The organism is Streptomyces sp. NPDC032822 (genome assembly GCF_055578825.1).
Window position 1 is genome coordinate 62,694 of record NZ_JBVIOL010000018.1, and the last position, 24,449, is coordinate 87,142.

The 24,449-nt window shown below is 70.4% G+C and carries 24 protein-coding genes; 6 read left to right on the top strand and 18 right to left on the bottom strand.

All coding sequences use genetic code 11. The annotated features are described in order from the left end of the window. Positions 1-24: 24 nt before the first annotated feature. From folE to dacB, 6 genes are all read right to left on the bottom strand, one after another. Entirely contained in the window at positions 25-630 is a 606-nt protein-coding gene (gene folE / locus ACZ5VD_RS35855; RefSeq protein WP_468553043.1) for a GTP cyclohydrolase I FolE, read from the bottom strand. Positions 631-779: 149 nt separating this feature from the next. Next, positions 780-2,819 (bottom strand): ATP-dependent zinc metalloprotease FtsH, encoded by a 2,040-nt coding sequence (gene ftsH / locus ACZ5VD_RS35860; RefSeq protein ID WP_468553042.1) that lies wholly within the window; start codon positions 2,817-2,819, stop codon positions 780-782. Between the two features lie 184 nt (positions 2,820-3,003). Next, the gene (gene hpt, locus ACZ5VD_RS35865) at positions 3,004-3,564 is read right to left on the bottom strand and encodes a hypoxanthine phosphoribosyltransferase (protein ID WP_468553102.1); all 561 of its coding nucleotides are present in this window, start codon (positions 3,562-3,564) and stop codon (positions 3,004-3,006) included. A gap of 71 nt (positions 3,565-3,635) precedes the next feature. Then, entirely contained in the window at positions 3,636-4,715 is a 1,080-nt protein-coding gene (tilS, locus tag ACZ5VD_RS35870) for a tRNA lysidine(34) synthetase TilS (RefSeq protein WP_468553041.1), read from the bottom strand. 193 nt (positions 4,716-4,908) lie between these two features. Next, entirely contained in the window at positions 4,909-6,045 is a 1,137-nt protein-coding gene (locus ACZ5VD_RS35875) for a zinc-dependent metalloprotease (RefSeq protein ID WP_468553040.1), read from the bottom strand. A gap of 76 nt (positions 6,046-6,121) precedes the next feature. After that, the gene (gene dacB, locus ACZ5VD_RS35880) at positions 6,122-7,696 is read right to left on the bottom strand and encodes a D-alanyl-D-alanine carboxypeptidase/D-alanyl-D-alanine endopeptidase (protein ID WP_468684696.1); all 1,575 of its coding nucleotides are present in this window, start codon (positions 7,694-7,696) and stop codon (positions 6,122-6,124) included. Between the two features lie 124 nt (positions 7,697-7,820). Here dacB and ACZ5VD_RS35885 point away from each other — a divergent pair, with 124 nt between their 5' ends. Continuing rightward, positions 7,821-8,312 (top strand): inorganic diphosphatase, encoded by a 492-nt coding sequence (locus ACZ5VD_RS35885; protein ID WP_468553038.1) that lies wholly within the window; start codon positions 7,821-7,823, stop codon positions 8,310-8,312. Positions 8,313-8,415: 103 nt separating this feature from the next. Beyond that, positions 8,416-10,125, top strand: coding sequence for a threonine/serine exporter family protein (locus tag ACZ5VD_RS35890; protein ID WP_468553037.1), 1,710 nt, complete (start codon positions 8,416-8,418; stop codon positions 10,123-10,125). Positions 10,126-10,243: 118 nt separating this feature from the next. Here ACZ5VD_RS35890 and ACZ5VD_RS35895 read toward each other — a convergent pair whose 3' ends face one another. Then, positions 10,244-11,146 (bottom strand): DedA family protein, encoded by a 903-nt coding sequence (locus ACZ5VD_RS35895; protein ID WP_468553036.1) that lies wholly within the window; start codon positions 11,144-11,146, stop codon positions 10,244-10,246. Positions 11,147-11,303: 157 nt separating this feature from the next. On the opposite strand from ACZ5VD_RS35895, the gene ACZ5VD_RS35900 reads away from it, so the two are divergent. After that, positions 11,304-11,669, top strand: a complete 366-nt coding sequence (locus ACZ5VD_RS35900; RefSeq protein WP_468553035.1) for a YbjQ family protein — start codon at positions 11,304-11,306, stop codon at positions 11,667-11,669. Positions 11,670-11,706: 37 nt separating this feature from the next. Here ACZ5VD_RS35900 and ACZ5VD_RS35905 read toward each other — a convergent pair whose 3' ends face one another. Continuing rightward, a complete protein-coding gene (locus ACZ5VD_RS35905) occupies positions 11,707-12,468 on the bottom strand; it encodes a MerR family transcriptional regulator (protein ID WP_468553034.1) in 762 nt (253 codons plus the stop codon). 186 nt (positions 12,469-12,654) lie between these two features. Here ACZ5VD_RS35905 and ACZ5VD_RS35910 point away from each other — a divergent pair, with 186 nt between their 5' ends. Further along, positions 12,655-13,938 (top strand): ion channel protein, encoded by a 1,284-nt coding sequence (locus tag ACZ5VD_RS35910; RefSeq protein WP_468684699.1) that lies wholly within the window; start codon positions 12,655-12,657, stop codon positions 13,936-13,938. A 109-nt stretch (positions 13,939-14,047) separates the two neighbouring features. Continuing rightward, positions 14,048-15,460, top strand: coding sequence for a glutamate decarboxylase (locus ACZ5VD_RS35915; RefSeq protein ID WP_468684701.1), 1,413 nt, complete (start codon positions 14,048-14,050; stop codon positions 15,458-15,460). A gap of 32 nt (positions 15,461-15,492) precedes the next feature. Here the strand turns inward: ACZ5VD_RS35915 and ACZ5VD_RS35920 are convergent, their stop codons facing one another. The 6 genes from ACZ5VD_RS35920 to ACZ5VD_RS35945 form a co-directional block, all read right to left on the bottom strand. Beyond that, the gene (locus ACZ5VD_RS35920) at positions 15,493-16,221 is read right to left on the bottom strand and encodes an ABC transporter permease (protein ID WP_468553101.1); all 729 of its coding nucleotides are present in this window, start codon (positions 16,219-16,221) and stop codon (positions 15,493-15,495) included. A gap of 65 nt (positions 16,222-16,286) precedes the next feature. Continuing rightward, positions 16,287-17,240 (bottom strand): ATP-binding cassette domain-containing protein, encoded by a 954-nt coding sequence (locus ACZ5VD_RS35925; protein WP_468684702.1) that lies wholly within the window; start codon positions 17,238-17,240, stop codon positions 16,287-16,289. Positions 17,241-17,331: 91 nt separating this feature from the next. Continuing rightward, entirely contained in the window at positions 17,332-17,973 is a 642-nt protein-coding gene (locus ACZ5VD_RS35930) for a PadR family transcriptional regulator (protein WP_468553030.1), read from the bottom strand. 38 nt (positions 17,974-18,011) lie between these two features. Beyond that, positions 18,012-18,560 carry a DinB family protein gene (locus tag ACZ5VD_RS35935; protein ID WP_468684703.1) on the bottom strand — a complete coding sequence of 183 codons (549 nt, stop codon included), beginning with the start codon at positions 18,558-18,560 and terminating at the stop codon, positions 18,012-18,014. A 114-nt stretch (positions 18,561-18,674) separates the two neighbouring features. Continuing rightward, a complete protein-coding gene (locus tag ACZ5VD_RS35940; protein ID WP_468553028.1) occupies positions 18,675-20,135 on the bottom strand; it encodes an aldehyde dehydrogenase family protein in 1,461 nt (486 codons plus the stop codon). Positions 20,136-20,247: 112 nt separating this feature from the next. Beyond that, positions 20,248-21,072 (bottom strand): helix-turn-helix domain-containing protein, encoded by an 825-nt coding sequence (locus tag ACZ5VD_RS35945; protein ID WP_468553100.1) that lies wholly within the window; start codon positions 21,070-21,072, stop codon positions 20,248-20,250. Between the two features lie 355 nt (positions 21,073-21,427). Here ACZ5VD_RS35945 and ACZ5VD_RS35950 point away from each other — a divergent pair, with 355 nt between their 5' ends. After that, complete coding sequence (locus ACZ5VD_RS35950; RefSeq protein ID WP_468553027.1) at positions 21,428-21,934, top strand: ATP-binding protein; 507 nt, start codon at positions 21,428-21,430, stop codon at positions 21,932-21,934. 137 nt (positions 21,935-22,071) lie between these two features. On the opposite strand, the gene ACZ5VD_RS35955 is transcribed toward ACZ5VD_RS35950, so the two are convergent. The 4 genes from ACZ5VD_RS35955 to ACZ5VD_RS35970 all read right to left on the bottom strand — a co-directional run bounded on the left by ACZ5VD_RS35955 (position 22,072) and on the right by ACZ5VD_RS35970 (position 24,442). Further along, entirely contained in the window at positions 22,072-22,344 is a 273-nt protein-coding gene (locus ACZ5VD_RS35955; RefSeq protein ID WP_468553026.1) for a DUF397 domain-containing protein, read from the bottom strand. A 341-nt stretch (positions 22,345-22,685) separates the two neighbouring features. Continuing rightward, the gene (gene rpsR / locus ACZ5VD_RS35960) at positions 22,686-22,922 is read right to left on the bottom strand and encodes a 30S ribosomal protein S18 (protein ID WP_468553025.1); all 237 of its coding nucleotides are present in this window, start codon (positions 22,920-22,922) and stop codon (positions 22,686-22,688) included. 7 nt (positions 22,923-22,929) lie between these two features. Beyond that, complete coding sequence (locus ACZ5VD_RS35965; RefSeq protein ID WP_468684705.1) at positions 22,930-24,189, bottom strand: GTP-binding protein; 1,260 nt, start codon at positions 24,187-24,189, stop codon at positions 22,930-22,932. 4 nt (positions 24,190-24,193) lie between these two features. Continuing rightward, positions 24,194-24,442 (bottom strand): type B 50S ribosomal protein L31, encoded by a 249-nt coding sequence (locus tag ACZ5VD_RS35970; RefSeq protein ID WP_468553023.1) that lies wholly within the window; start codon positions 24,440-24,442, stop codon positions 24,194-24,196. Between the last annotated feature and the right edge of the window lie 7 nt (positions 24,443-24,449).

The following is a 24,449-nucleotide window of genomic DNA, read 5'->3' on the forward strand; positions in this document are numbered from 1 at the left end:
CGGGAGCCCGACCGAACGAACCGCTCAGCGCGCCATGATGAGGCTCATCGCCTCGTTCCGCGTCGCCGCGTCCCGCAACTGCCCGCGCACGGCCGACGTGATGGTCTTGGCACCGGGCTTGCGGATCCCCCGCATCGACATGCACATGTGCTCGCACTCCACGACCACGATGACGCCCCGCGGCTCCAGGATCTCCATCAGGGAGTCCGCGATCTGCGTGGTGAGTCGTTCCTGCACCTGCGGTCGGCGGGCGTAGACGTCCACCAGGCGGGCCAGCTTGGACAGGCCGGTGATCTTGCCGCTGGTGGCCGGAATGTATCCGACGTGGGCGACCCCCCGGAACGGCACGAGGTGGTGCTCACACGTCGAGTACACCTCGATGTCCTTCACGAGCACCATCTCGTCGTGCCCCAGGTCGAACGTCGTCGTCAGCACGTCCTCGGGCTTCTGCCACAACCCCGCGAAAATCTCCTGGTACGCCCGCGCCACCCGCGCCGGCGTCTCCCTGAGGCCTTCGCGGTCCGGGTCCTCGCCGACCGCGATCAGCAGCTCGCGCACGGCGTTCTCGGCCCGCTTCTCGTCGAACTCGCCGATCGCGCCCTCGCCGTCCAGCGTCACGGGGTCGGTCATTGGGTGCCTCGTTCCTGTGCCTGTCGCGCGTGTGGGCCACGCACCTCATCTGCGGACACACACATGCCGCGCCCCCCAGGCTAGAACCTGGGGGGCGCGGCATCCATTCCGGGCCCGGTGGGGTCACCGGGGCCGAGGTGTCCGAGGAGTCAGCTCTCCGGACGCTCCTCGGGTGCGGGCTCGGTCACCGGGGCGGGTTCCGCCGCGGTGGACTTCGCCGTGGAGATCGCCGGCGTGGCGCCGTTGGCACCGTTCGTCAGTGCGAGCTCCCTGGGGGAGAGCACCGGCGGACGGGTGGACGGCGTACGACGGGAGGAGCCGGTCCAGGCCGGCCGCGGGGGACGCTTGACGATCGGAGCGAAGACCTCTGCGATCTGCTCCTTGTTCAGCGTCTCCTTCTCCAGCAGTTGGAGCACGAGCGCGTCGAGGACGTCGCGGTTCTCGACCAGGATCTCCCAGGCCTCGTTGTGCGCCGTCTCGATGAGCTTCTTGACCTCCTCGTCGACCAGCGCGGCGACCTCTTCCGAGTAGTCACGCGGGTGCGACATCTCCCGGCCGAGGAACGGCTCGGTGTTGTCGCCACCGAACTTGATGGCGCCGAGACGCTCGGTCATGCCGTACTGCGTGACCATCGCGCGGGCCGTTGCGGTGGCCTTCTCGATGTCGTTCGCAGCGCCGGTGGTCGGGTCGTGGAAGACGAGCTCCTCGGCCGCGCGGCCGCCCAGCATGTAAGCCAGCTGGTCCAGCATCTCGTTGCGCGTGGTCGAGTACTTGTCCTCGTCCGGCAGGACCATCGTGTAGCCCAGAGCACGTCCTCTGGAGAGGATCGTGATCTTGTGGACCGGGTCGGAGTTCGGGGAGGCCGCCGCGACCAGGGCGTGGCCGCCCTCGTGGTACGCGGTGATCTTCTTTTCCTTGTCCGACATGATCCGGGTCCGCTTCTGCGGGCCCGCCACGACACGGTCGATCGCCTCGTCCAGCGCGTGGTTGTCGACGAGCTTCTTGTCGCCGCGCGCCGTGAGGAGCGCCGCTTCGTTCAGCACGTTCGACAGGTCCGCGCCGGTGAAGCCCGGGGTACGGCGGGCGACGGCCGACAGGTCGACGTCCGGTGCGACCGGCTTGCCCTTCTGGTGAACCTTGAGGATCTCCAGCCGGCCCTGCATGTCCGGGCGGTCGACCGCGATCTGGCGGTCGAAACGGCCGGGCCGCAGAAGGGCCGGGTCGAGGATGTCGGGCCGGTTCGTCGCGGCGATGAGGATCACGCCGCCCTTGACGTCGAAGCCGTCCATCTCGACGAGCAGCTGGTTCAGGGTCTGCTCGCGCTCGTCGTGACCACCGCCGAGGCCGGCGCCGCGATGGCGGCCGACCGCGTCGATCTCGTCGACGAAGACGATCGCCGGGGCGTTCGCCTTGGCCTGCTCGAACAGGTCACGGACTCGGGAGGCACCGACACCGACGAACATCTCGACGAAGTCGGAACCGGAGATCGAGTAGAACGGCACACCGGCCTCGCCCGCGACAGCTCGCGCGAGGAGGGTCTTGCCGGTGCCGGGCGGGCCGTACAGCAGTACGCCCTTGGGGATCTTCGCCCCGACGGCCTGGAACTTCGCCGGTTCCTGCAGGAACTCCTTGATCTCGTGGAGCTCCTCGACGGCCTCGTCCGAGCCGGCGACGTCTGCGAACGTCGTCTTCGGGGTGTCCTTGGTGATGAGCTTCGCCTTGGACTTCCCGAAGTTCATGACCCGGGAGCCGCCGCCCTGCATCTGATTCATCAGGAACAGGAAGACGACCACGATGAGGACGAAGGGGAGCAGAGAGAGCAGGATCCCGACGAAGGCGTTCTGCTTCGTCGGCGAGACGGTGTAACCGTCCGGGATCTGCTTGTCCTGGTATTTGGTCTGCAGCGTGCCGGCGATGGTCACGCCCTGGTCGCCGATGTAGCTCGCCTGGATCTTCGAGCTGCCCTCGACCTTTTCGCCGTCCTTGAGCTGGACCTTGATGGTCGACTCGTCGCCGGTGGTCAGCTTGGCCTGCTCGACCTTGTTGTCATTGATCGCCTGGATCACCTGGCCGGTGTCCACCGTCTTGTAGCCACCGGACGAGCCGACGACCTGCATCAACACGACCACGGCAAGGACGGCCAGCACGATCCACATGACCGGCCCACGGAAGTATCGCTTCACGTCCATCCATACGGAGCGGTGTCGCCCCGTCCCTCCTGCCATAGTGAGTTTGATAAGACAGTTCTTCTGACGGTACCCCAGCATGGTGGGCCGAAGCCGCACGGGACAGCCGGTAGACCCGTCTGCATGCTCCAACGGCGCGAAACCCGCTGGGGTTCCCGATCGTCTTACAGGGCTTGGGCCGTCTGGCTCAGCCGCCGTAGACGTGCGGCGCGAGCGTACCGACGAACGGCAGGTTGCGGTACTTCTCGGCGTAGTCGAGGCCGTAACCGACGACGAACTCGTTCGGGATGTCGAAGCCGACCCACTCGACGTCGATGGCGACCTTGGCGGCCTCGGGCTTGCGCAGCAGCGTGCACACGTTGAGGGACGCGGGCTCGCGCGAGCCGAGGTTGGAGATCAGCCAGGACAGCGTCAGGCCGGAGTCGATGATGTCCTCGACGATGAGGACGTGCTTGCCCTTGATGTCGGTGTCGAGGTCCTTGAGGATCCGCACGACACCGGAGGACTGGGTGCCCGCGCCGTACGACGACACGGCCATCCAGTCCATGGTGACGGGGGTGGACAGCGCTCGGGCGAGGTCGGCCATGACCATCACCGCGCCCTTGAGCACACCGACGATGAGCAGGTCCTTGCCCGCGTACTCCGCGTCGATCTTCGCGGCGAGCTCGATCAGCTTCGCGTCGATCTCTTCCTTGGTGATGAGTACCGATTTGAGATCGGCACCCATGTCGTTCGCGTCCACCCGCATCACTTTCGGTCGTCCCACCGGCTGCCCTGGCCCTCGGAAAAGGCCCGGATCCCCTCGAAAGGGGAGGAGATTCAGCCTTGCCGGATCACCAGTCTGCCACCCTGCCGCTGGGCGGCGACTTTGCCCGGGAGATTGATGACCCCCTGGCCGCGCCAGCCGGTGATCAGCCGGTCGACTTCCTCGATGTGACGGGCGAACAGCGAACCCGCGGGGGCGCCAGCCTCGATGGCGGCGCGGCGCAGGATGCGGCGGCGCACGGCGGGCGGCAGGGCGTAGAGCTTGGCGCACTCCAGGAGTCCGGTGGCGTCCCGGACGGAGGCCTCGGCCTGGCCGGCCCAGGCGTCGAGGGCGTCGGCGTCGTCGCGGGAGAGCTGGGCCGTCCGGGCGAGCGCCTCCACGACGCCTTTGCCGAGCGCCTTCTCCAGGGCCGGCAGTCCCTCGTGCCGCAGCCGGGAGCGGGTGTACGCCGGGTCGACGTTGTGCGGGTCGTCCCAGACGGGCAGCGCCTGGACCATGCAGGCCTTGCGGGCGGCCTGCCGGTCCACCTGGAGGAAGGGGCGGCGGTAGCGGCGGGCGGCACCCGGCCCCCCGGAGACGGCGGCCATGCCGGACAGGGAGCGGATGCCGGAGCCGCGGGCGAGGCCGAGCAGGACGGTCTCCGCCTGGTCGTCGCGGGTGTGGCCGAGCAGGACGGCGTGGGCGCCGTGGCGTTCGGCGGCGGCGTCGAGGGCGGCGTAGCGGGCGTCGCGGGCGGCTGCCTCGGGTCCGCCTTCGCGGCCGACGGTCACGGCGGTCGACTCGACCGGGTCGAGGCCCAGTTCGCGCAGGCGCAGGACGACCTCGTCGGCGCGCAGATCGGAGCCGGGCTGCAGGCCGTGGTCGACGGTGACGCCGCCGGCCCGGATGCCGAGTTTGGGTGCTTCGAAGGCGAGGGCCGAGGCGAGGGCCATGGAGTCGGCGCCGCCGGAGCATGCCACGAGCACGAGCGGTGACGGCGGGCGCTCGTGCGGGAGGGTGTCGCCGGAGGCGGCGGGGGCTCCGGTCGTGAGGGTCGTACGGCTGAGAGTCGTACGGCTGTGCTCGGTGAGGATGTCGTGGAGGACGCGGCGGACCGCCAGGCGTATCGCCGCGACCGCAGGATGGGGACCCATGTCCGGTTCCCTTCATGAAGTTTTCGGGGAGGTGAACCCGAGCTCGGTCACTCAGAGTGTGTAGATGGTGACAGAACCGGGCCGTTCCCCGAGCATTGCACGCCTACCCATCGCCCACGGTCCCTCGGACGGGTGATTGGAGGGGCGTTCGCCTGCCGTCGGCCGGATTCCCTTCACGACCTCCGCGCGCGGTTCACGAATCGGCCTTGCGGTGCACCCGCGCGACCCACTCCGCCGGTTTGGCGATCTCCGTCTTGGTCGGGAGCGTGTTCGGAGAGGTCCACACCCGGTTGAAGCCGTCCATGCCGACCTCGTCGACGACCGCGCGCACGAAGCGTTCGCCGTCGCGGTACTGCCTGAGTTTGGCGTCCAGGCCGAGCAGCCTGCGCAGGGCCAGGTCCAGGCGGGAGGCGCCCTTGGCGCGACGCTGCTGGAACTTCTCGCGGATCTCGGCGACGGTCGGCACGACCTGCGGCCCGACCCCGTCCATCACGAAGTCGGCGTGCCCCTCCAGGAGGGACATCACGGCGGTGAGGCGCCCGAGGATCTCCCGCTGGGCGGGTGTCTGCACGATCTCCACGAGGGACCTGCCCTCGTCCTCCTCGCCCTCGGGGCGTCCGCCGGCGAGCGACTGGGCGGCTTCCCGGACGCGTTCCAGGACGGTCATGGGGTCGACCTCGGTCTCCCCCAGGAACGACTGGATTTCACCCTCAAGGTGGTCCCGCAGCCAGGGCACGGCCGTGAACTGCGTGCGGTGCGTCTCCTCGTGCAGGCACACCCACAGACGGAAGTCGTGCGGCTGCACGTCGAGTTCGCGCTCCACGTGCACGATGTTCGGGGCGACCAGGAGCAGCCTTCCGCCGCCACTCGGCGAGTCGGCGGGGCCGCCGGCGGGGAGGTCGCGGGTGGCCGGCGCGAACGTCTCGTACTGGCCGAGGACGCGCGAGGACAGGAAGGACAGCAGCATCCCGAGCTCGACGCCGGTCACCTTGCCGCCGACGGCGCCGAGGACCGCGCCGCCGGGTGTGTTGCCGCGCCGTTCCTGCATCTTGTCGAGGAGGGGCTTGAGGACCTCCCGGAAGCCGGCGACGTTCGCCCGGACCCAGCCGGGGCGGTCGACGACCAGGACCGGGGTGTTGTGGGTGTCTTCGGTCCCCATCCGGGTGAAGCCGCGGACGTGTTCCTCCGAGGCCTTGGCGTGCCGGCGCAGTTCCGCGACGACGGCCCTGGCCTCGTCGCGGCTCACGTCGGGGCCCGGCCGCACGAGGCGGGTCGCGGTCGCCACCGCGAGATTCCAGTCGACCATCTCGGCACCACCGATGCTCGTCATGCGTCAACCGTACGTGAGCGCCAGCGCTTGGGGCAGGCCGCGGAGGCCCGCGGGGCCGGTCCCGGGCGGCGGGTGGCTATCGGCAGCCGCACGCCGCCAGTGCCGTCGCCGTCCGGTCCAGGGCCGACTGCGCGGCCGCCGGGTCCGTAGTGTCCGCCGTCAGGAACGCGAAGGCCAGCAGCCGGCCGTCCTGGTCCACCACGGTTCCCGCCAGCGCGTTCACACCGGTCAGGGTGCCCGTCTTGGCCCGTACGATCCCTGCCGCGCCGTCTGTGTAACGGCTGGTCAGGGTGCCGGTGAAGCCGGCCACGGGGAGGCCGGTGAGGGCGGGGCGGAGTTCGGGGTGGTCGGGGTCGCCGGCCTTCGCCAGCAGGGCCGTCAGGAGGTCGGCGGTGAGCCGGTCGTCCCGGTTCAGACCGCTGCCGTCCTTGAAGTGGGCGCCCGTGACGGGCAGTCCGAGCTTCTTGAGCTGTGCGCCGATCGCCCGGCCGCCACCGTCGAAGTCGGCGCGCTCGCCGGTCGCGACGGCCGTCTGACGGGCCAGGGCCTCGGCGATGTCGTTGTCGCTGTTGGTGAGCATGCGCTCGACGAGGGCGGAGAGCGGGGGCGAGGAGACCGTGGCGAGGGAGGTGGCGCGGCCGGTCGCCTTGGAGGGGCCGGGGGACGTCGTCGTGATGCCGTGCTTCTTGAGGAGTCCGGCGAAGGTACGGGTCGCGTCGGCCGCCGGGTCCGTCGCGCGGAGCACGGGCCCGCTCGCGGAGTCGTCCGTGCGGGCCTCGTCCGTCATCAGGGAGGTGACGGGGGCGAGGTTGCCGTTGACTCCGATGGGGTGAAGTTCCGGGCCGGCGTACAGGGTCGTGTCGTACGAGAGCGTGACCTCGCGGATGTCGCGCTTCTTCAGGGCCGCGGCGGTCCGGTCGGCGAGGGTGCGCAGGCTCGCCCGGCCCTCGGCGTCCTGGTGGGCGGTGAGGGTGGGGTCGCCGCCGCCGACGAGGACGAGTTCGTTGGTGTCGGGTTCCAGGGCGGCGCGGGTGGTGAGGCGGTGGTCGGCGCCGAGGGCGGACAGCGCGGCGACCGCGGTGGCGATCTTCGTGGTGGAGGCGGGGGTCAGGGCCTTGCCGGCGCCGGTGCCGTAGAGCCGTCTGCCGGTGGCGACGTCGACGACCACGGCCGTGCGGCGGGGGCCGAGCGCCGCGTCCTTGAGGAGGGGGGTCAGGACCTCGGTGAGGGCCGGTCCGGTCGGGGCCGACCTGACGGTGTTCGTGGCGCGGCCCAGGCCGAGGAGGACGGAACCGGCGCTCGGCGCGGGCCGGGGCAGCCCTCCCGCCGTGTTCGAGGAGCCGTCGTGATCTGCGCCACCCATGTCCTCCAGCGCAACCGCCCGGTCCCGCTCCGCCGTACGCTGACCGGTGGAGTCCCAGGGACCTGCGACGGTCACCACTCCGGCGGCCAGCGCCAGTCCGGCGCCTGCGGCGCCGGCGGTGTACTGCCAGGTCTTCTGCCTCGCGATCCGCGCGACCTGCGGCTTCGCGGCCCGCGCGATCCGTGTGACCCGCGGTCTCGCGACCGCCGCGGCCCGCACGAGACGCGGTCGCACGGCGTCCGCGGCCTGTGCCAGACGCGGTCGTACGGCGTTCGCGACCCGCGTCATCCGCGGCCTCGCGGCTCGCCACGGCCTCAGTTCCGGCACGACCAACAGCCCCTTTCGCGATCACACACCTGCGTGAGGGACACTTAACCACCAGAACTATGTGTTGATCATGGAGGAGTCACCGGTGGAGTTCGACGTCACGATCGAGATCCCGAAGGGTTCGCGGAACAAGTACGAGGTGGACCACGAGACCGGTCGGATCCGCCTGGACCGTCGACTCTTCACATCGACCGCGTACCCGACCGACTACGGCTTCGTCGAGAACACCCTCGGCGAGGACGGCGACCCGCTGGACGCGCTGGTCATTCTTGACGAGCCGACGTTCCCGGGCTGTCTCATCAAGTGCCGGGCGATCGGCATGTTCCGGATGACGGACGAGGCCGGCGGCGACGACAAGCTGCTGTGCGTCCCGGCGACGGACCCGCGCCAGGAGCACCTGCGCGACATCCACCACGTCTCCGAGTTCGACCGCCTGGAGATCCAGCACTTCTTCGAGGTCTACAAGGACCTGGAGCCCGGCAAGTCCGTCGAGGGCGCCGACTGGGTCGGTCGCACCGAGGCCGAGGTCGAGATCGAGCGGTCCTACAAGCGCTTCAAGGACCAGGGCGGTCACTGAGCCTGCTGTCGCGAAGGGGCCGCACGCGGGCGCGTGCGGCCCCTTCGCGTGTCTGTGCGCATACTGAGGTTTGCGATACGCGTCGTACAGGGAGCGCTACGGAGTGAGGGAAACGGAGGACCGCAAGCCGCGGTCGGACGAGGCGAGGAGCCGGTTCACGGCTCCCGGCGCCGTCGCCGGGGATCCGGTGGACTCCTCCACGACGTCGGAGTTCGCGGTTCCCGAGGGGATGGCCGTGCCCAAGGGCCCCCTCATGGAGGCCGAGACGACGTCGGAGTTCACCGCCCCCAAGGGGTTCGGTGTGCCGCAGACGCCATCGGCGGAGTCCGAGGGGTCGGCGTTCAGCACCCCGCGCACCTACAGCGCCAAGGACGCCCCGCAGGCGTTCACCCCGGCGACCGGCATTCCCGTGGTCAGTCTGACCAAGCACGCGCCCTGGCAGGACCGGATGCGCACCATGCTGCGGATGCCGGTGGCCGAGCGGCCCGCGCCGGAGCCCCCGCAGAAGGTCGGGGAGGAGGGCGGCCCGGCCGTCCCGCGCGTGCTCGACCTGACGCTGCGTATCGGCGAGCTGCTGCTCGCCGGCGGCGAGGGCGCCGAGGACGTGGAGGCGGCGATGTTCGCCGTCTGCCGCTCGTACGGCCTGGACCGCTGCGAGCCCAACGTCACCTTCACGCTGCTGTCGATCTCGTACCAGCCGTCGCTGGTCGAGGACCCGGTGACGGCCTCCCGGACGGTCCGCCGCCGCGGCACCGACTACACCCGTCTGGCGGCCGTGTTCCGGCTCGTCGACGACCTCAGCGACCCGGACACGGCGATCTCCCTGGAGGAGGCGTACCGGCGGCTCGCCGAGATCCGACGCAACCGGCACCCGTACCCGGGCTGGGTGCTGACCTCCGCGAGCGGGCTGCTGGCGGGTGCGGCCTCCATCCTGGTCGGCGGTGACCTCCTGGTGTTCATCGCGGCCGCGCTCGGCGCGATGCTCGGCGACCGGCTGGCGTGGCTGTGCGCGGGGCGCGGGCTGCCGGAGTTCTACCAGTTCACCGTCGCCGCGATGCCGCCGGCCGCGATGGGGATCGCGCTGACACTCGCCCACGTGGACGTGAAGGCCTCCGCGGTCGTCACCGGTGGGCTGTTCGCCCTGCTGCCCGGGCGGGCGCTGGTGGCGGGCGTCCAGGACGGTCTGACCGGCTTCTACATCACCGCCGCCGCGCGCCTGCTGGAGGTCATGTACCTCTTCGTCGGCATCGTCGTCGGCGTGCTGATCATGCTCTACGTCGGTGTGCAGCTGGGCGCCAGCCTCAACCCCGATGCCGCGCTGAGCATCGACAAACGGCCGCTGTGGCAGATCGGCGCGTCGATGCTGCTGTCCCTGACCTTCGCGGTGCTGCTCCAGCAGGAACGATCCACCGTGCTGGCGGTGACCCTGAACGGCGGTGTCGCCTGGTCGGTGTACGGCGCGATGCACTACACCGGCGAACTCTCGCCGGTCGCCTCCACGGCGGTGGCGGCCGGGCTGGTCGGCCTGTTCGGCCAGATGCTGTCCCGGTACCGGTTCGCCTCCGCGCTGCCCTACACGACGGCCGCGATCGGGCCCCTCCTGCCGGGTTCCGCGACGTACTTCGGGCTGCTGTCGATCGCTCAGAATCATGTCGACGAGGGGCTGGTGTCGCTGTCGAAGGCCGCGGCACTGGCGATGGCCATCGCCATCGGGGTCAATCTGGGTTCGGAGATCTCGCGGTTGTTCCTGCGGTTGCCGGGGGCGGGGAGTGCGGCGGGGCGCCGGGCGGCGAAGCGGACGCGAGGGTTCTGACGCCGGGCGCCTACGCGTTCGGGGGCTGTGGCGGCCGGCGGCTGCGGGCTCGTCGTGGCCGGCCGCGCCCACGCGGCGGAGCCGCACACCGATACGGCCCCGCGCCCCTCAGGTCGTTTCAGTAACCCTGGTGGTAAGGGTTCTGCTGGTTGTTGCCCTGCTGCTGGCCGTAGTTCTGGGGGTACTGCTGGGCGTACGGCTGCTGTTGGGCGGGCTGGTCGTAGTACTGCTGGTCGTAGCCGTACTGCTGCTGGCCCTGGTTGCCCTGGCCGCCCTGCCGGCCCTGGCCGCCCTGGTTGCCGTAGGGGTCGTCGGCCGACGGGATGCGGCGGAGCTGGGTCGTCGCGTCGTCCATGGCGGGGGCCTGCTGCTGGGCGACGATCGGGGCCTGGGCAGCGGCGCGCTTCTTCTTGGAGCGCTCGCGGAGGTACTCGACGATGATCGGGACCACGGAGACGAAGACGATCAGCACGAGGATCGCCTCGACGTTCGTCCTGATGAACTCGATCTGGCCGAGCCAGTAGCCGGCCAGGGTGATGCCGCAGCCCCAGGCCACGCCGCCGATGATGTTGTACGTGAGGAAGGTGCGGTACTTCATGCGGCCGGCGCCCGCCACGATGGGCGCGAAGGTGCGCACGATCGGCACGAAGCGGGCCAGGACGATCGCCTTGGGGCCGTACTTCTCCATGAACTCGTGGGCCTTCTCCAGGTTCTCCTGTTTGAAGAGCTTGGAGTTGGGGCGGCTGAAGAGCCTCGGGCCGAAGAACTTGCCGATCATGTAGCCCACTTGGTCGCCGATGATGGCGGCCAGCACGATCAGGAGGCACACCAGCCACAGCGGCTGGCTGATGAACTCGCCCTGGGCCACGAAGAGACCGGCCGTGAACAGCAGCGAGTCACCCGGGAGGAACGCGAAGAGACCGGACTCGGCGAACACGATCAGCAGGATGCCGGGCAGGCTGAACGTCTCGATGAGGTAGTCGGGGCTGAGCCACTCGGGGCCGAGCGCGAGCGTGGTCACGGGATTGTGGCTCCTGCGTGTGGGGGACGGGCTGGGGCTGGGGCTGGCTGCCCAAAACTATCAACGCAGCCGTCGTGGCCCAGGTTCCTTGCGGGTCCCCAGGATGCACTGTGGCCCGCCTGGGACAAAGCTGTGAGCCGTGGGTACCCATGGGGTCATGGGAATCGAAGAATACGGCGGCGGCCAGGGGCCCCGGCCGGACGTGCTGGTCGTGACCACGAACGACGTACCCGGCCACCGGGTGCAGGAGGTCATCGGTGAGGTCTTCGGGCTGACCGTACGGTCCCGGCACCTCGGGAGCCAGATCGGCGCCGGCCTGAAGTCGATGATCGGCGGTGAGCTCAAGGGGCTCACGAAGACGCTGGTCGAGACCCGGAACCAGGCCATGGAACGGCTGGTGGAACAGGCACGCGCGCGCGGGGCCAACGCCGTGCTGATGTTCCGCTTCGACGTGACGGAGGCCGCGGACGTGGGCACCGAGGTGTGCGCCTACGGTACGGCGGTGGTCCTGGCCCGGGAGTAGGCGCACCGGCGCACAGGCGCTCCTCCCGGGCCGGGGGTCACGGGGTGCGGCGGTCCGCGTTGGCGAGGATCGCCGACCGGAGGTACGCGGCGAGGCCGGGCCCAGCCGCGTCGATGGTCGCCGTGAACCGCTCGTCGGCCACGTACATCTCGGCCAGGCCCCGGTGGATCTCGTACGAGCACTCGTAGTGGTTGCCGGTGATCCAGCCCCGGTGCTCCTCCGCGAGGTCCATCGCCTCCGGGGAGTCCGGGGCTGCTCCCGACTCCATGGCGGCGGCGAGGCGGGCGGTCAGCTCCTCGCCCTCGCGCTTGATCCGCAGCCAGTCCTCCTTCGTGTACGAGGCCGCCCGGCGCTGCGACTCCCGGTAGGCCTCGCTGGTGCCCCAGCGCCGCTCGGACTCCTCGGCGTACTGCTCCGGGTCGGTGTCCCCGAAGACCTCGAACTTCTCTTCCGGCGTGAGATCGATGCCCATCGTGCGTGCCTCCATGGCGTGTTCCACGGCCGCCGCCATCTTCCGTAGCTTCTCGATCCGGGCGGTCAGCAGTTCGTGCCGGCGGCGCAGGTGCGCGCGCGGGTCCGCTTCCGGGTCGTCGAGCAGGGCGGCGACCTCGTCGAGCGGGAAGCCGAGTTCCCGGTAGAACAGGATCTGCTGCAGCCGGTCGAGGTCCACGTCGCCGTAGCGCCGGTGGCCCGCGTGGCTGCGCCCGCTCGGTACGAGCAGGCCGATGTCGTCGTAGTGGTGCAGCGTGCGCACCGTCACTCCGGCGAATCCGGCGACCTGTCCCACGGAGTAGTCCACTTCGTCCGCTCCCTTCTTCGGTACGTCCTCCACGCTGAGGCCTCACGCCACGTGAGGTGCAAGCCGGATGGCCCGGTGCGATGCGGGCCCGATGTCCCGGCGGGTTCCGGGCCGCGGTCCCCGGCCGGGTCGCACGGCCGGATTCCCCCGGATGTTCCGTCCGTTATGTCCGCCTATCGTGAGCCCGTGGCCCAGGACAGCGTGCGACCGGCACCCACCGCTCCGGCGACCCCGGCGCGTGTCCTGCTGCCGTTGATCCTCCCCGCTCTCGTGGTGGGGGTGGGTGCGAGCCTGCTCTTCCTCGGGGTGAGCGCGGCGGCCGAGGAGCTCCAGGACGTGCTGTGGCGGAACCTGCCGGACACCCTGGGTATCGGCAGGTACTCCGTGGTCTGGATGCTCGTCATGCTGACCACGACGGGCCTGGCCGTCGGGCTGGTGGTGTGGAAGGTGCCCGGGCATGCCGGGCCCGACCCGGCCACCACCGGGCTGGACGCCCCCGTGCTGCCGCCCGCCGTGCTGCCGGGCCTGGTGCTGGCGACCGGGCTGATGCTCGCGGGCGGGCCGAGTCTCGGGCCGGAGAACCCGATCATCGCGGTGAACGTGGGCCTCGCCTTCTGGCTGGGGCGGCGACTGGTCCCCCGGGTCCCGGGCACCCTGTGGCCGGCGCTGGCGGAGGCGGCCACGATCGGCGCCCTGTTCGGCACGCCGGTGGCGGCGGCGCTGCTGATCTCCGAGGCGCTCGCCGGCAAGCGGCTGAAGGGGGCCCTGTGGGACAACGTCTTCGCTCCCCTGGTCGCCGCCGCGGCCGGCGCCCTGACGACCACCCTGGTGGCCCATCCGACCTTCGATCTCCATCTGCCCGCCCTGGGAAGACCCGGCTGGGGCGATCTGCTGGCGGCCCTGGTGGTCTCCTCGGCGGCGGCGCTGCTCGGCATGACCGCGGTGTACGCCTTCCCGTACGTCCACGGCGCCTTCGCCCGGCTCCGTCACCCCATGCTGGCGCTTCCGGCCGGCGGGCTGGTGCTGGGCCTGCTGGCGGCCCTGGGCGGCCATCTGACGCTCTTCAAGGGGCTGGACGAGATCGGCGAGCTGGCCCGCGACCCCGAGGGCTGGTCGGCGGCGCAGTTCGCGACCATGACGGTGGTGAAGCTGGCGGCGCTGCTGGTCGCCGCGTCCTGCGGGTTCCGGGGCGGGCGGATCTTCCCGGCCGTGTTCGTCGGGACGGCCTTCGGGCTCGGCGCCCATGCCCTGGTGCCCGGCGTCCATCCCGCGGTCGGGGTCGCCGCGGGTGTCCTCGGGATGCTGCTCGCCATCACCCGGCAGGGCTGGGTGAGCCTGTTCACGGCCGCCGTACTGGTGGCCTCCCCCGCGATCCTCGCCCTCCTGTGCATCGCCTCCCTGCCGGCCTGGCTCCTGGTGACGGGACGACCGCAGATGCAGCTGCGCGAGGACGGAACACCCGTCGTCTGAACTCTCCGAGCCGTTGATTCGTTGCCCTGTTGATCCACCAGATCCACCCGATCCGCCTGATCCACCGACCGCCGTCCGCCGTCCGCCGACTCACCGAGGAGACCCGCCCATGCCGCTCCACGAAGGCCACGACAACCCCGACGAGCGCCCGCTGTCCGTCAACCCCTTCTTCGGCGAGGCGAACCCGGTCGGCGGCATGAGCGAGGCCCCGCCCAAGCACCGGCTCGCGGACGCTCCCCTGCCGCCCGCGACCGCCTATCAGCTCGTCCACGACGAGCTGATGCTGGACGGCAACTCCCGGCTGAACCTCGCCACCTTCGTCACCACCTGGATGGAGCCGCAGGCCGGCGTCCTGATGGGTGAGTGCCGGGACAAGAACATGATCGACAAGGACGAGTACCCGCGCACCGCCGAGCTGGAGCGGCGCTGTGTGGCCATGCTCGCCGACCTGTGGAACGCGCCCGACCCGGCGACCGCCGTGGGCTGTTCGACCACCGGGTCGAGCGAGGCGTGCATGCTCGCCGGCATGGCGCTCAAACGGCGCTGGGCGCAGCGCAACGCCGACCGCTACCCGGCCCGGGACGCCCGCCCGAACCTCGTCATGGGCGTCAACGTCCAGGTCTGCTGGGACAAGTTCTGCACCTTCTGGGAGGTGGAGGCCCGCCAGGTCCCCATGGAGGGCGACCGCTTCCACCTCGACCCGCAGGCCGCCGCCGACCTCTGCGACGAGAACACCATCGGCGTGGTCGGCGTCCTCGGCTCCACGTTCGACGGCTCCTACGAGCCGATCGCCGACCTGTGCGCCGCGCTCGACGCCCTCCAGGAGCGGACCGGCCTGGACATCCCCGTGCACGTCGACGGGGCGTCCGGCGCGATGGTGGCACCCTTCCTCGACGAGGACCTGATGTGGGACTTCCGGCTGCCGAGGGTGGCCTCCATCAACACCTCCGGCCACAAGTACGGGCTGGTCTACCCCGGTGTCGGCTGGGCGCTGTGGCGGGACCGGGAGGCCCTGCCCGAGGAACTCGTCTTCCGCGTCAACTATTTGGGCGGCGACATGCCGACCTTCGCCCTCAACTTCTCCCGGCCGGGCGCCCAGGTGGTCGCGCAGTACTACACGTTCCTCCGGCTGGGCCGCGAGGGCTTCCGGGCCGTGCAGCAGTCCACCCGGGACGTGGCCCTCTCGGTGGCCGAACGCGTCGAGGCGCTCGGTGACTTCCGGCTGCTGACCCGGGGCGACCAGTTGCCGGTCTTCGCCTTCACGACCGCGCCCGGGGTGGACACGTTCGACGTCTTCGACGTGTCCCGGCGGTTGCGCGAACGGGGCTGGCTGGTGCCCGCGTACACCTTCCCGCCGAACCGGGAGGACCTGTCCGTGCTGCGCGTGGTGTGCCGCAACGGCTTCTCGGCCGACCTCGCCGAGCTGTTCGTGGAGGACCTGACCCGTCTGCTGCCCGAGCTGCGCAGGCAGTCGCGTCCGGCGACCCGGGACAAGGGGGCGGCGACCGGGTTCCACCACTGAACCGGCACACCCGGTCGCCCGCCCGTCCCGCCCTACTTGCTCAGCGCCCCGAACCTCCGTACCGCCAGCGGGAAGAACACCGCCAGCAGTGCCAGTGGCCACAGCACCGCCGCCCAGAGATGCCCCGTCTCCCCGCCCTGCGCGCCGAACAGTTCGCGTACCGCCGTCGCGGTGTGGGACATGGGGTTCCACTCGACGACCGTGCCGAGCCAGCCCGGCATGGAGGCGGGGGTCGCCAGCGCGTTGGAGAGGAAGCCGACCGGCCAGACCAGGATCTGCACGGCCTGCACCAGTTCCGGTCGGCCGGCCACCATCGCCAGGTGGATGCCGATCCAGAGCATCGCGAAGCGGAACAGCAGGAGGAGTCCGACGGCGCCGAGGAAGCCGGCGGCCCCGCCGTGCGCCCGCCAGCCGATCGCGTACCCGACGCCGATCATCACCGTCAGGCTCAGCGCCGACTGGAGCATGTCGGCGACGGAACGGCCCACCAGGACCGCCCCGTTGGCCATCGGCATGGAGCGGAAGCGGTCGATCACGCCCTTGTTGAGGTCCTGCGTGACGGCGAGCATGGTGCCCTCCAGGCCGAAGGCCATGGTGAGCGCGAGCATGCCCGGGACCAGGTAGTCGACGTACGTCCCCTCGACCCCGCGCCCGCCGCCGATGAGGTAGCTGAACATCAGCAGCAGCATCACGGGGAAGACCAGGCCGATCAGGACCTGCACCGGCTGCCGCGCCCAGTGGGCGAGTTCGCGCCGGGTCATGGTCCAGGAGTCGGTCAGTGCGTACGCGCGCGTGGCGTACCGGTGCGTGGCGTACGTGCTCGTGCTCACGCGGCCTCCTTCACCCGGTGGTCGTCGGTGAGGTGCAGGAACACCTCGTCCAGTGTGGGGCGGCGCAGCGCCACGTCCTCGGCCTCGATGCCGGCCTCCTCCAGCGCCCGTACGACACCGGAGAGCGCCGCCATGCGGTCGGTGACCGGAGCGCTGAGCAGGCGGCGGTCGGCGTCGACGGAGACGTCGGAGGCGGTGAGCGGCAACAGGGCCACCGCCGCGCCCAGTTGGCCCGCGTCCCGCAGGACGACGTCGATACGGTCGCCGCCGGTCATGGCCTTCAGTTCGTCGGCCGTGCCGTCGGCGATGACGCGGCCCCGGTCGACGACCGAGATGCGGTCGGCGAGTTGGTCGGCCTCCTCCAGGTACTGCGTGGTCAGCAGGACCGTGGTGCCCGCGCCGACCAGGGAACGGACCGCGGCCCACACCTCGGTGCGGCCCCGCGGGTCGAGGCCGGTCGTGGGCTCGTCCAGGAAGAGGACCTCCGATTCGGTGATGAGGGAGGCGCCGAGGTCCAGTCGGCGCCGCATGCCGCCGCTGTAGGAGCGGACGGGCTTGCGGCCGGTGTCGGCGAGGCCGAAGCGCTCCAGGAGCTCGTCGGCCCGCACGCGCGCGTGCCGGGCGCCCAGGTGGTACAGCCGGCCGAACAGCTCCAGGTTCTGCCGCCCGGAGAGTTCCTCGTCCAGTGCCGCGTGCTGGCCGAGCAGGCCGATGCGGAAGCGGACCTCCTGGGGCCGGCTCACGAGGTCGTGCCCCGCCACCTCGATCCGGCCGGCGTCGGGCCGCAGCAGCGTGGACAGGATCCTGACCAGGGTGGTCTTTCCCGCGCCGTTCGGACCGAGCACGCCGTGCACGGTGCCGCGGCGGACCCGCAGGTCGAGTCCGTCCAGTGCCTTCTTGCCGCCGTATTTCTTGTGTGCGCCTTCGACGGTGATCGCCGTGTCGGCCACTGCCACCCACTCCCTCGTCCCGCCAGGACTTCCTAATCAAACTTGACTACCTGGTCAAGGTAATGCCCGCTCTCTCGATAGTCAAACTTGATTAGCTCGCGTCTCCCGGATGCCGCTCATCCGTCGCGTAGGGGTTCTCCTCGCCCTCCGCCAGGACCGCCACGAAGGGATCGCCCTCACCGGAGAAGGTGTAGGAGCCGCCCTCGATGCGGGCGATCAGCCCCTGGGCCCACTCGGCCTCGGCGTCGGCCGTGTGGATCCAGAGGTTCATGATCTCGCCGATGTGGCCGAGCTGTTCCGGGCCGTCCTCGGGCACGTAGTGCTCGGTGACGGCGGAGCGCCACGCCTCGATGCCCCGGATCCGCTCCTTCAGGAGCGCCACCGCCTCGGCCCGCGGCAGGTCGACGACGAAGCCGATGGCCGCCGACTTGACGTCCATCTTCTGGTCGTACGAGGTCAGCGCCTCACGCAGCAGCCTGAGGTACTCCTCGGTGCCCGCCTCGGTGATCTCGTACTCCGTGCGGGGCGGCCCGCCGACCGTGGAGGGCGCGATCTCGTGCGCGTGCAGCAGCCCTTGCTTCGCCATCTGCTTCAGGGCGTGGTAGATCGAGCCGGGCTTGGCGTTGGACCACTCGTGCGCGCCCCAGTACTCCAGGTCGTTGCGTACCTGGTAGCCGTGGGCCCGGCCGTGCTGGCGCACCGCGCCCAGCACGAGGAGACGGATTGCTGACATGCGGACCAGATTAGGGTGCCGGGGTGGAGGGCCACGGGTCAGCCCCAGGAGGCACCCTGCTCCTTCGCCACCAGCTCGAAGGCGGTGGCGCCGTCCAGGGACTCGCGGATGATGTCGGCGTGGCCGGCGTGCCGGGCCGTCTCACGGATCAGGTGCAGTGCCAGCCAGCGCATCGAGACACGCTCCCCCGGCGGGTACCAGGGCTCCGACGGCAGCGCGAAGGTGTCGTCGAGGCTCGGTACGGACCGGAAGAACTCCTCGGTCCCGGCGGCGACCTCCTCCCAGTACGCGAGCTGCGAGGCGACGGTCTCCCCGCCGACGAGGACGAAGCACTCGTGCCAGTTCGACTCGTCCCGCTCGACGGCCGCCGCCTCGCCCTTGGCCCGCGCGATCCAGCCCTGCTCGACCTCGGCGACATGCTTGAGCAGCCCGGAGAGGGACAGTTCACTGGCGCTGGGCCTGCTCGCCGCCTGCTCGTCGGTCAGCCCGAGCAGGGCCCTGCGGATACCTCCGCGCTGCTCCTCGATGAAGGAGAGCAGCGCCCCGCGCTCGTCACCGTGGGCTTCCGCGCGAACGTGCGTGACCATGATCGGCCGCCTTTCGTCGAAGTCGGGATCGTCCGGGGTTTCCCCCCGACACCGACCAAGCTACGGGCCCTTGCGGTCAGCTTCTGTCCGCAAGGGCCCGGGGCCGGTGACGTACTAGAACGGGAAGCCGCTCCGCCCGTGCTGCACCGAGATCCACTTCAGCGTGGTGAAGGAGTCCGCCGACGTGTCGCCGTTCAGACGGCCGACGCCGGAGTGCTTCTCGCCGCCGAAGGGGACGAGCGGCTCGTCGTGGACGGTGCCGTCGTTCACGTGGAACATGCCGGTGTCGATCTGCTTGGCGAAGTGCACACCGCGCTCGATGTCACCGGTGTGGACGGCGCCGCTCAGGCCGTACGGGGTGTCGTTGACGAGGCGTACGGCCTCCTCCTCGCCGTCGAAGGGGATGAGGAAGGCGACCGGGCCGAAGACCTCCTGGCGCAGCAGCGCGGAGTCGGCGGGGAGGCCGGTGAGGACGGACGGCTCGACCAGGTTGTCGGTCGTGGTGCCGTGCACGAGCGCCGTGGCACCCTCGGCGATCGCCTGCTCGACGACGCCCCTGAGGGCGTCCGCCTGGGAGGAGTTGATGACCGGGCCGATGACCGTCTCGGGGTCGCGCGGGTCGCCGACCTTGAGGGTCCTGACCTTGGCGACGAACTTCGCGGTGAACTCGTCCGCGAGCGAACGGTCCACGAGGATCCGGTTCGCGGCCATGCAGACCTGGCCCTGGTGCACGTACCGGCTGAAGACCGCCGCGTCGACCGCGTAGTCGATGTCGGCGTCGTCGAGGACCACCAGCGCGCTGTTGCCGCCCAGTTCGAGGATCGAGCGCTTGAAGTGGGCGGCGCAGACGGTGGCGACGTGGCGGCCGACCTTGTCGGAGCCGGTGAAGGAGATCACCTTCGGGACCGGGTGCTCCAGGAAGGCGTCGCCGATCTCCGCGATGTCCGTGATGACGACGTTGAGCAGACCGCCGGGCAGCCCCGCATCCTCGAAGATCTTCGCGACCAGGGAGCCGCCGACGATCGGCGTGTTCTGGTGCGGCTTGAGGACGACGGCGTTGCCGAGGGCGAGGGCAGGCGCGACCGACTTGACCGACAGCAGGAACGGGAAGTTGAAGGGGCTGATGACGCCCACGACACCGACCGGCACGCGGTAGAGGCGGTTCTCCTTGCCGTCGACCGGCGAGGGGAGGATCCGGCCCTCGGGGCGCAGCGCGAGGTGGACCGCCTCCCGAAGGAACTCCTTGACGAGGTGCAGCTCGAAGGCCGCCTTCAGCCGGGTGCCGCCGAGCTCGGCGATGATCACCTCGGCGATCTCCTGCTCGCGCTCCTCGACGAGCCTGAGCGCCTTCTCGAAGACCCCGCGCCGGGCGTACGCGTTCGTCGCGGCCCACGCCTTCTGGGCGCGGGCGGCCGCCTGGTACGCCTCGTCGACCTCGTCGACCGTGGCTATGGTGATCGACGCCAGCTTCTCGTCGTCGTACGGATTGAAGTCGATGATGTCCCAGGAGCCTGTTCCCGGGCGCCACTCACCGTCGATGTACTGCTGAGCCAGGTCGGTGAAGTAGGACGACATGTGATCCCCAAATCACTAGCAGACGCACGATCGCCATCACGGTCTGATCACACGTCATCGTACGTGTGTCGCAAGCGAGTTGGGCACGCTGAGCAATCTTCTGGGGAGAACCCTAGGAGAGCTGGAGGAGACCTCGCAGAAGATCCCGGCTCTCGTCCGGCCCGGGGCTGTCCTGCTGGAGTTCCTTCAGCGCCTTCTCGTACTGGGCGACGTCCTCCTGCTTGTCCAGGTACAGCGCGCTGGTGAGCTGCTCCAGGTACACGACGTCGGACAGGTCCGACTCCGGGAAGCTGAGGATCGTGAACGCGCCACTCTCGCCGGAGTGTCCGCCGAAGCCGAACGGCATGACCTGCAGCCGCAGGTTGGGGCGCGCGGAGATCTCGATCAGATGCTGGAGCTGGGCGCGCATCACCTCGCGGTCGCCGTACGGGCGGCGCAACGCGGCCTCGTCCAGGACGATGTGGAACTCGGAGGTGTGGTCCTCCAGGAGGTGCCGCTGGCGCTCCAGGCGCAGCGCCACGCGCCGCTCCACGTCCGCCGCGCTCGCGCCCTTCATGCCGCGCCGGACGACCGCGCGGGCGTACGCCTCGGTCTGCACCAGGCCGTGCACGAACTGCACCTCGTACGCGCGGATCAGGGACGCCGCGCCCTCCAGGCCGACATAGGTGGGGAACCAGCTCGGCAGCACGTCCGAGTAACTGTGCCACCAGCCCGCGACGTTGGCCTCCTTGGCGAGGGAGAGCAGCGACAGGCGCTCCGCCTCGTCCGTGATGCCGTACAGCGTCAGCAGGTCCTCCACGTCGCGGGTCTTGAAGCTCACCCGGCCCAGCTCCATCCGGCTGATCTTCGACTCCGAGGCGCGGATCGAGTACCCCGCGGCCTCGCGCGTGATCCCGCGTGCCTCACGCAGTCGCCTGAGTTGCGAGCCGAGCAGCATCCGCCGCACCACCGATCCGGGCTCTCCCGCGCTCACGTTCGTCAGCCTCCCCAACCGTCTTCAGGGGCCGAAGTCTGCCACTAAAACACTCCGAGCAGTACTCGTCCGATTACAGAGACGGAAAGAAGCCAACCCATCCGCACAGCGACTGGACAGCAGTTGGACAGATTCCGAGGAGGAGTGGGCAAGAAGTGAAGGAGAAGGTGGCGGAAAAATTGGCCAACAAGCGGTACGGGAGGGTCCAATTCGGTCACGTGCACGTGCATCTGCCCTTGCATCTGCTGTACGCATCCGAAACCATGGTCTCGCGCAACCGCTGCATCGCAACGACCGCGAACTCCCGGGAGTGCCTCGCATGGGGACGAATGGATCGACCATGCTCGAGCCGTTACGGCAGGGCCTTCCGCCGCTGGATCTCGCGGCCGTGTCCAACGCCGCCTCCTGCGCCCTGCCGGCCCGCTACGAAGCGGTGCGCGAGGCACGGAAGTTCACCCGCGGAACACTGGACGGCTGGGACCTGGAAGACCGTTTCGACGATGTCTGTCTGGTCGTCTCCGAGCTGGTGACCAACGCGCTGCGGCACGCGCTGCCGGCCAACACCCCCCGCACACCCGAGCAGAGCCCGCCCGTACGGCTGCACCTGATGCGGTGGACCGAGCGGCTGGTGTGCGCGGTGCGCGACCCCAGCGACGAGAGCCCCGTGGCGCGCGAGACCGAGGACTTCTCGGCGGAGTCCGGCCGCGGACTGTTCCTCGTCGACTCCTTCAGCGACGGCTGGGGCTGGCACCCGCTGGCGGGCACGCTGAACGGCAAGGTGGTCTGGGCCCTGTTCCGACTGCCGCGGCAACCGTCGTCCGAGTGAGCACCCGCGGCGTTTTCTGATGCCGGGATTCTACGCGCGTTACGGCCCCCGCGACACGGCGAGGGCCGGGAATCGTGCCAGGTCGGCCCGGATGCCGGGGCGGAACGAGACAGCCCATCCCACCGGTCCGGGACGGGTCAGCCCGCCGTCAGGTGATCGAACTCGCCGTCCTTGATGCCCAGCAGCATCGCCTCGATCTCGGCCCGGGTGTAGACGAGCGCCGGACCGTCGGGGAAGCGCGAGTTGCGCACGGCCACCTCACCGCCGGGGAGCCGGGCGAACTCCACGCAGGAGCCCTGCGAGTTGCTGTGCCTGCTCTTCTGCCAGGCGGCCATCCCGTCCAGCCGCGGGGCCGGCATGCCGTTGTACACGCCGGACGCGTCTTCAACGTCGTACACGTCGTGGTCCACAGGTCGCTCCCCGGTGGTGCACTGGCTGGTGAGGCCATTGATGCAGTGGTCAACTGACCCGGATCATAGCTCTGTTCATGTGCAGACGCATGAGCGGATGCATCTGCAGATGCACGTGCACGCGGGGTGTTCCTGCGGTTACAGCTTTGCCGGACCTTCCGCCGATGCCGCTCACCGGTGCCGCGCTCCCCGAACGCCTGCCGCAAGTCCCGCCCTGGAGACGCGAGTCCCGCTTTAGGTAAGAGACGCGCGGCACGGCATTCGTGTTCCACTCGCCGGGCGATGGCCGGAACGGGCCGTCGCCCGGCGGGGGTTCGCGAAGCGGTGCCGGAGCGCCGGCGTCAGCGGCTCACGTACGGCAAGAGTGCCATCTCGCGCGCGTTCTTGATCGCGCGGGCCAGCAGTCGCTGCTGCTGGGCGGTGATACGGGTGACCCGGCGGCTGCGGATCTTGCCGCGGTCGGAGATGAACTTCCGCAGCAGGTCGGTGTCCTTGTAGTCGATGTAGGTGACTCCGGCCGTGTCGAGCGGATTAGGCCGGTTCTTGGCGGGCACGCGGTCGGTCGTCTTGCGGGGCATGGCGGGGTCAGACCTCCAGGAAGGTGTCGAAGACGGGCGGCATCCGCTTCCAGGCGTCGCGCCCGGCCGCGTACTCGGCGTCGGTCAGCAGGCAGGACTCCAGCAGCGACTCCAGCCCGTGGCGGTCGAGGCCGGGGGACGTGAAGACGAGGTGCTGACAGCAGTCGCCGTGCTCGGGGTGCCAGTCCATGGCGGCGGCTGCCCGGCGCACCGGCGGGACCATCTCCCAGGCCGCGTCCGGGAGGGACGCGAGCCAGGGCCCCGCGCTCTCCACGCACAGCGCCCCGCCCGCCGCGTCCCAGTGCAGCAGCGAGTCCGGCTTGTCGGCGAGCCAGAACCGTCCCCGGCTGCGGGCGGCGGCGCAGGTGATGTCCTCCAGTGCCTCGTACAGCCGCTCCGGATGGAAGGGGCGGCGGCGGTGCCAGACCAGGGTGGAGACGCCGTGCGCGTCGGCCTCGGCGGGGAGCAGGGCACAGGCCGGGTGCTGGGCGGCAGCGGCGGCCTCCACGTCGAAGCCGGCCAGGGCGGCCCGCGCCAGCGGGGAGGAAGGGAGCGGAGTGGAGAACGGAGTCGGGGTTGAGGGTGAGGTTGAGGGCGTACGACCGCCACCCCGCTCCCCCGCCGCCTCCCCGTAGCCCGAGCCCGCCGGACCTGCCGGGTCGCCGTGTCCGATCGGGACCTGGCGGGCCGTCGGATGCAGCTGGGCCAACAGCTCCCGGTCCTCGTCGTCGGCCTCCGGGGAGTCGGCGACGGCGAGGACGGGGGCGTACTCCAGCTGCCGTGCGAAGGTGTCGGCGACCGTCCGCTGGTCGGTGGCCGCGGCGGCGAGGCCGCGTTCGGCCAGGTCGTCGCCGTTGCCGAGGTACGGCAGGATCAGCGCCGGGTCGACGGCGGTGATCACGCCGGTGACGGTGAGCCCGCCGGCCGTCACCACCTCGGCCATGGCCTTGGGCTCGACGGAGTCCCACAGTTCGACGACCGCGAGGCGGGTGAGCCCCGCGTCCGCGAGCCGGCGCAGCTCGGGCACCAGGTCTTCCCTGAGCGCGCAGCACGCGCAGTCGTTGACGAGCGGCGCCTCGCCGGCGGACAGGATGCCGGTGGCGTCGCGGATGGTGCGGACGACCGTGCCCGCCGCGGCGGTCGCCAGGTCGTGGTGGAGGACGACGCTGCCGGGCACGTCGGCGAGCAGCCGCTCGACGGCCGCCCTACGGGCGTCGGCGTGCAGCCCGCCGACGATCACGACGGGGAGCGCAGAAGGCACAGTCACCGCGCTAACCCTGCTTTCCGTACCGGCGTTCGAAGCGCTCGACCCGTCCGGCGGTGTCCAGGACGCGGGCGGTGCCCGTGTAGAAGGGGTGGCTGACGTCGGAGATCTCGACGTCGACGACCGGGTAGGTGTTGCCGTCCTCCCAGTCGATCGTCTTCTCGCTCGTCATCGTCGAACGGGTGAGGAAGGTGTAGTCGGCGGCCCGGTCGCGGAAGACGACGGGGCGGTACTCGGGGTGGATTCCCTTGCGCATGGCGGTG

Coding starts and splice junctions, on each gene's coding strand:
- folE (WP_468553043.1), bottom strand. CDS start 630: ATGACCGACCCCGTGACGCTGGACGGCGAGGGCGCGATCGGCGAGTTC.
- hpt (WP_468553102.1), bottom strand. CDS start 3,564: ATGCGGGTGGACGCGAACGACATGGGTGCCGATCTCAAATCGGTACTC.
- ACZ5VD_RS35930 (WP_468553030.1), bottom strand. CDS start 17,973: ATGTCAGCAATCCGTCTCCTCGTGCTGGGCGCGGTGCGCCAGCACGGC.
- ACZ5VD_RS35945 (WP_468553100.1), bottom strand. CDS start 21,072: ATGCTGCTCGGCTCGCAACTCAGGCGACTGCGTGAGGCACGCGGGATC.
- ACZ5VD_RS35970 (WP_468553023.1), bottom strand. CDS start 24,442: ATGCGCAAGGGAATCCACCCCGAGTACCGCCCCGTCGTCTTCCGCGAC.
- ACZ5VD_RS35875 (WP_468553040.1), bottom strand. CDS start 6,045: ATGACGAGCATCGGTGGTGCCGAGATGGTCGACTGGAATCTCGCGGTG.
- ACZ5VD_RS35940 (WP_468553028.1), bottom strand. CDS start 20,135: ATGTCGTCCTACTTCACCGACCTGGCTCAGCAGTACATCGACGGTGAG.
- rpsR (WP_468553025.1), bottom strand. CDS start 22,922: ATGCCCCGCAAGACGACCGACCGCGTGCCCGCCAAGAACCGGCCTAAT.
- dacB (WP_468684696.1), bottom strand. CDS start 7,696: ATGACGCGGGTCGCGAACGCCGTACGACCGCGTCTGGCACAGGCCGCG.
- ACZ5VD_RS35950 (WP_468553027.1), top strand. CDS start 21,428: ATGGGGACGAATGGATCGACCATGCTCGAGCCGTTACGGCAGGGCCTT.
- ACZ5VD_RS35920 (WP_468553101.1), bottom strand. CDS start 16,221: ATGACCCGGCGCGAACTCGCCCACTGGGCGCGGCAGCCGGTGCAGGTC.
- ACZ5VD_RS35900 (WP_468553035.1), top strand. CDS start 11,304: ATGGGAATCGAAGAATACGGCGGCGGCCAGGGGCCCCGGCCGGACGTG.
- ACZ5VD_RS35935 (WP_468684703.1), bottom strand. CDS start 18,560: ATGGTCACGCACGTTCGCGCGGAAGCCCACGGTGACGAGCGCGGGGCG.
- ftsH (WP_468553042.1), bottom strand. CDS start 2,819: ATGGACGTGAAGCGATACTTCCGTGGGCCGGTCATGTGGATCGTGCTG.
- ACZ5VD_RS35915 (WP_468684701.1), top strand. CDS start 14,048: ATGCCGCTCCACGAAGGCCACGACAACCCCGACGAGCGCCCGCTGTCC.
- tilS (WP_468553041.1), bottom strand. CDS start 4,715: ATGGGTCCCCATCCTGCGGTCGCGGCGATACGCCTGGCGGTCCGCCGC.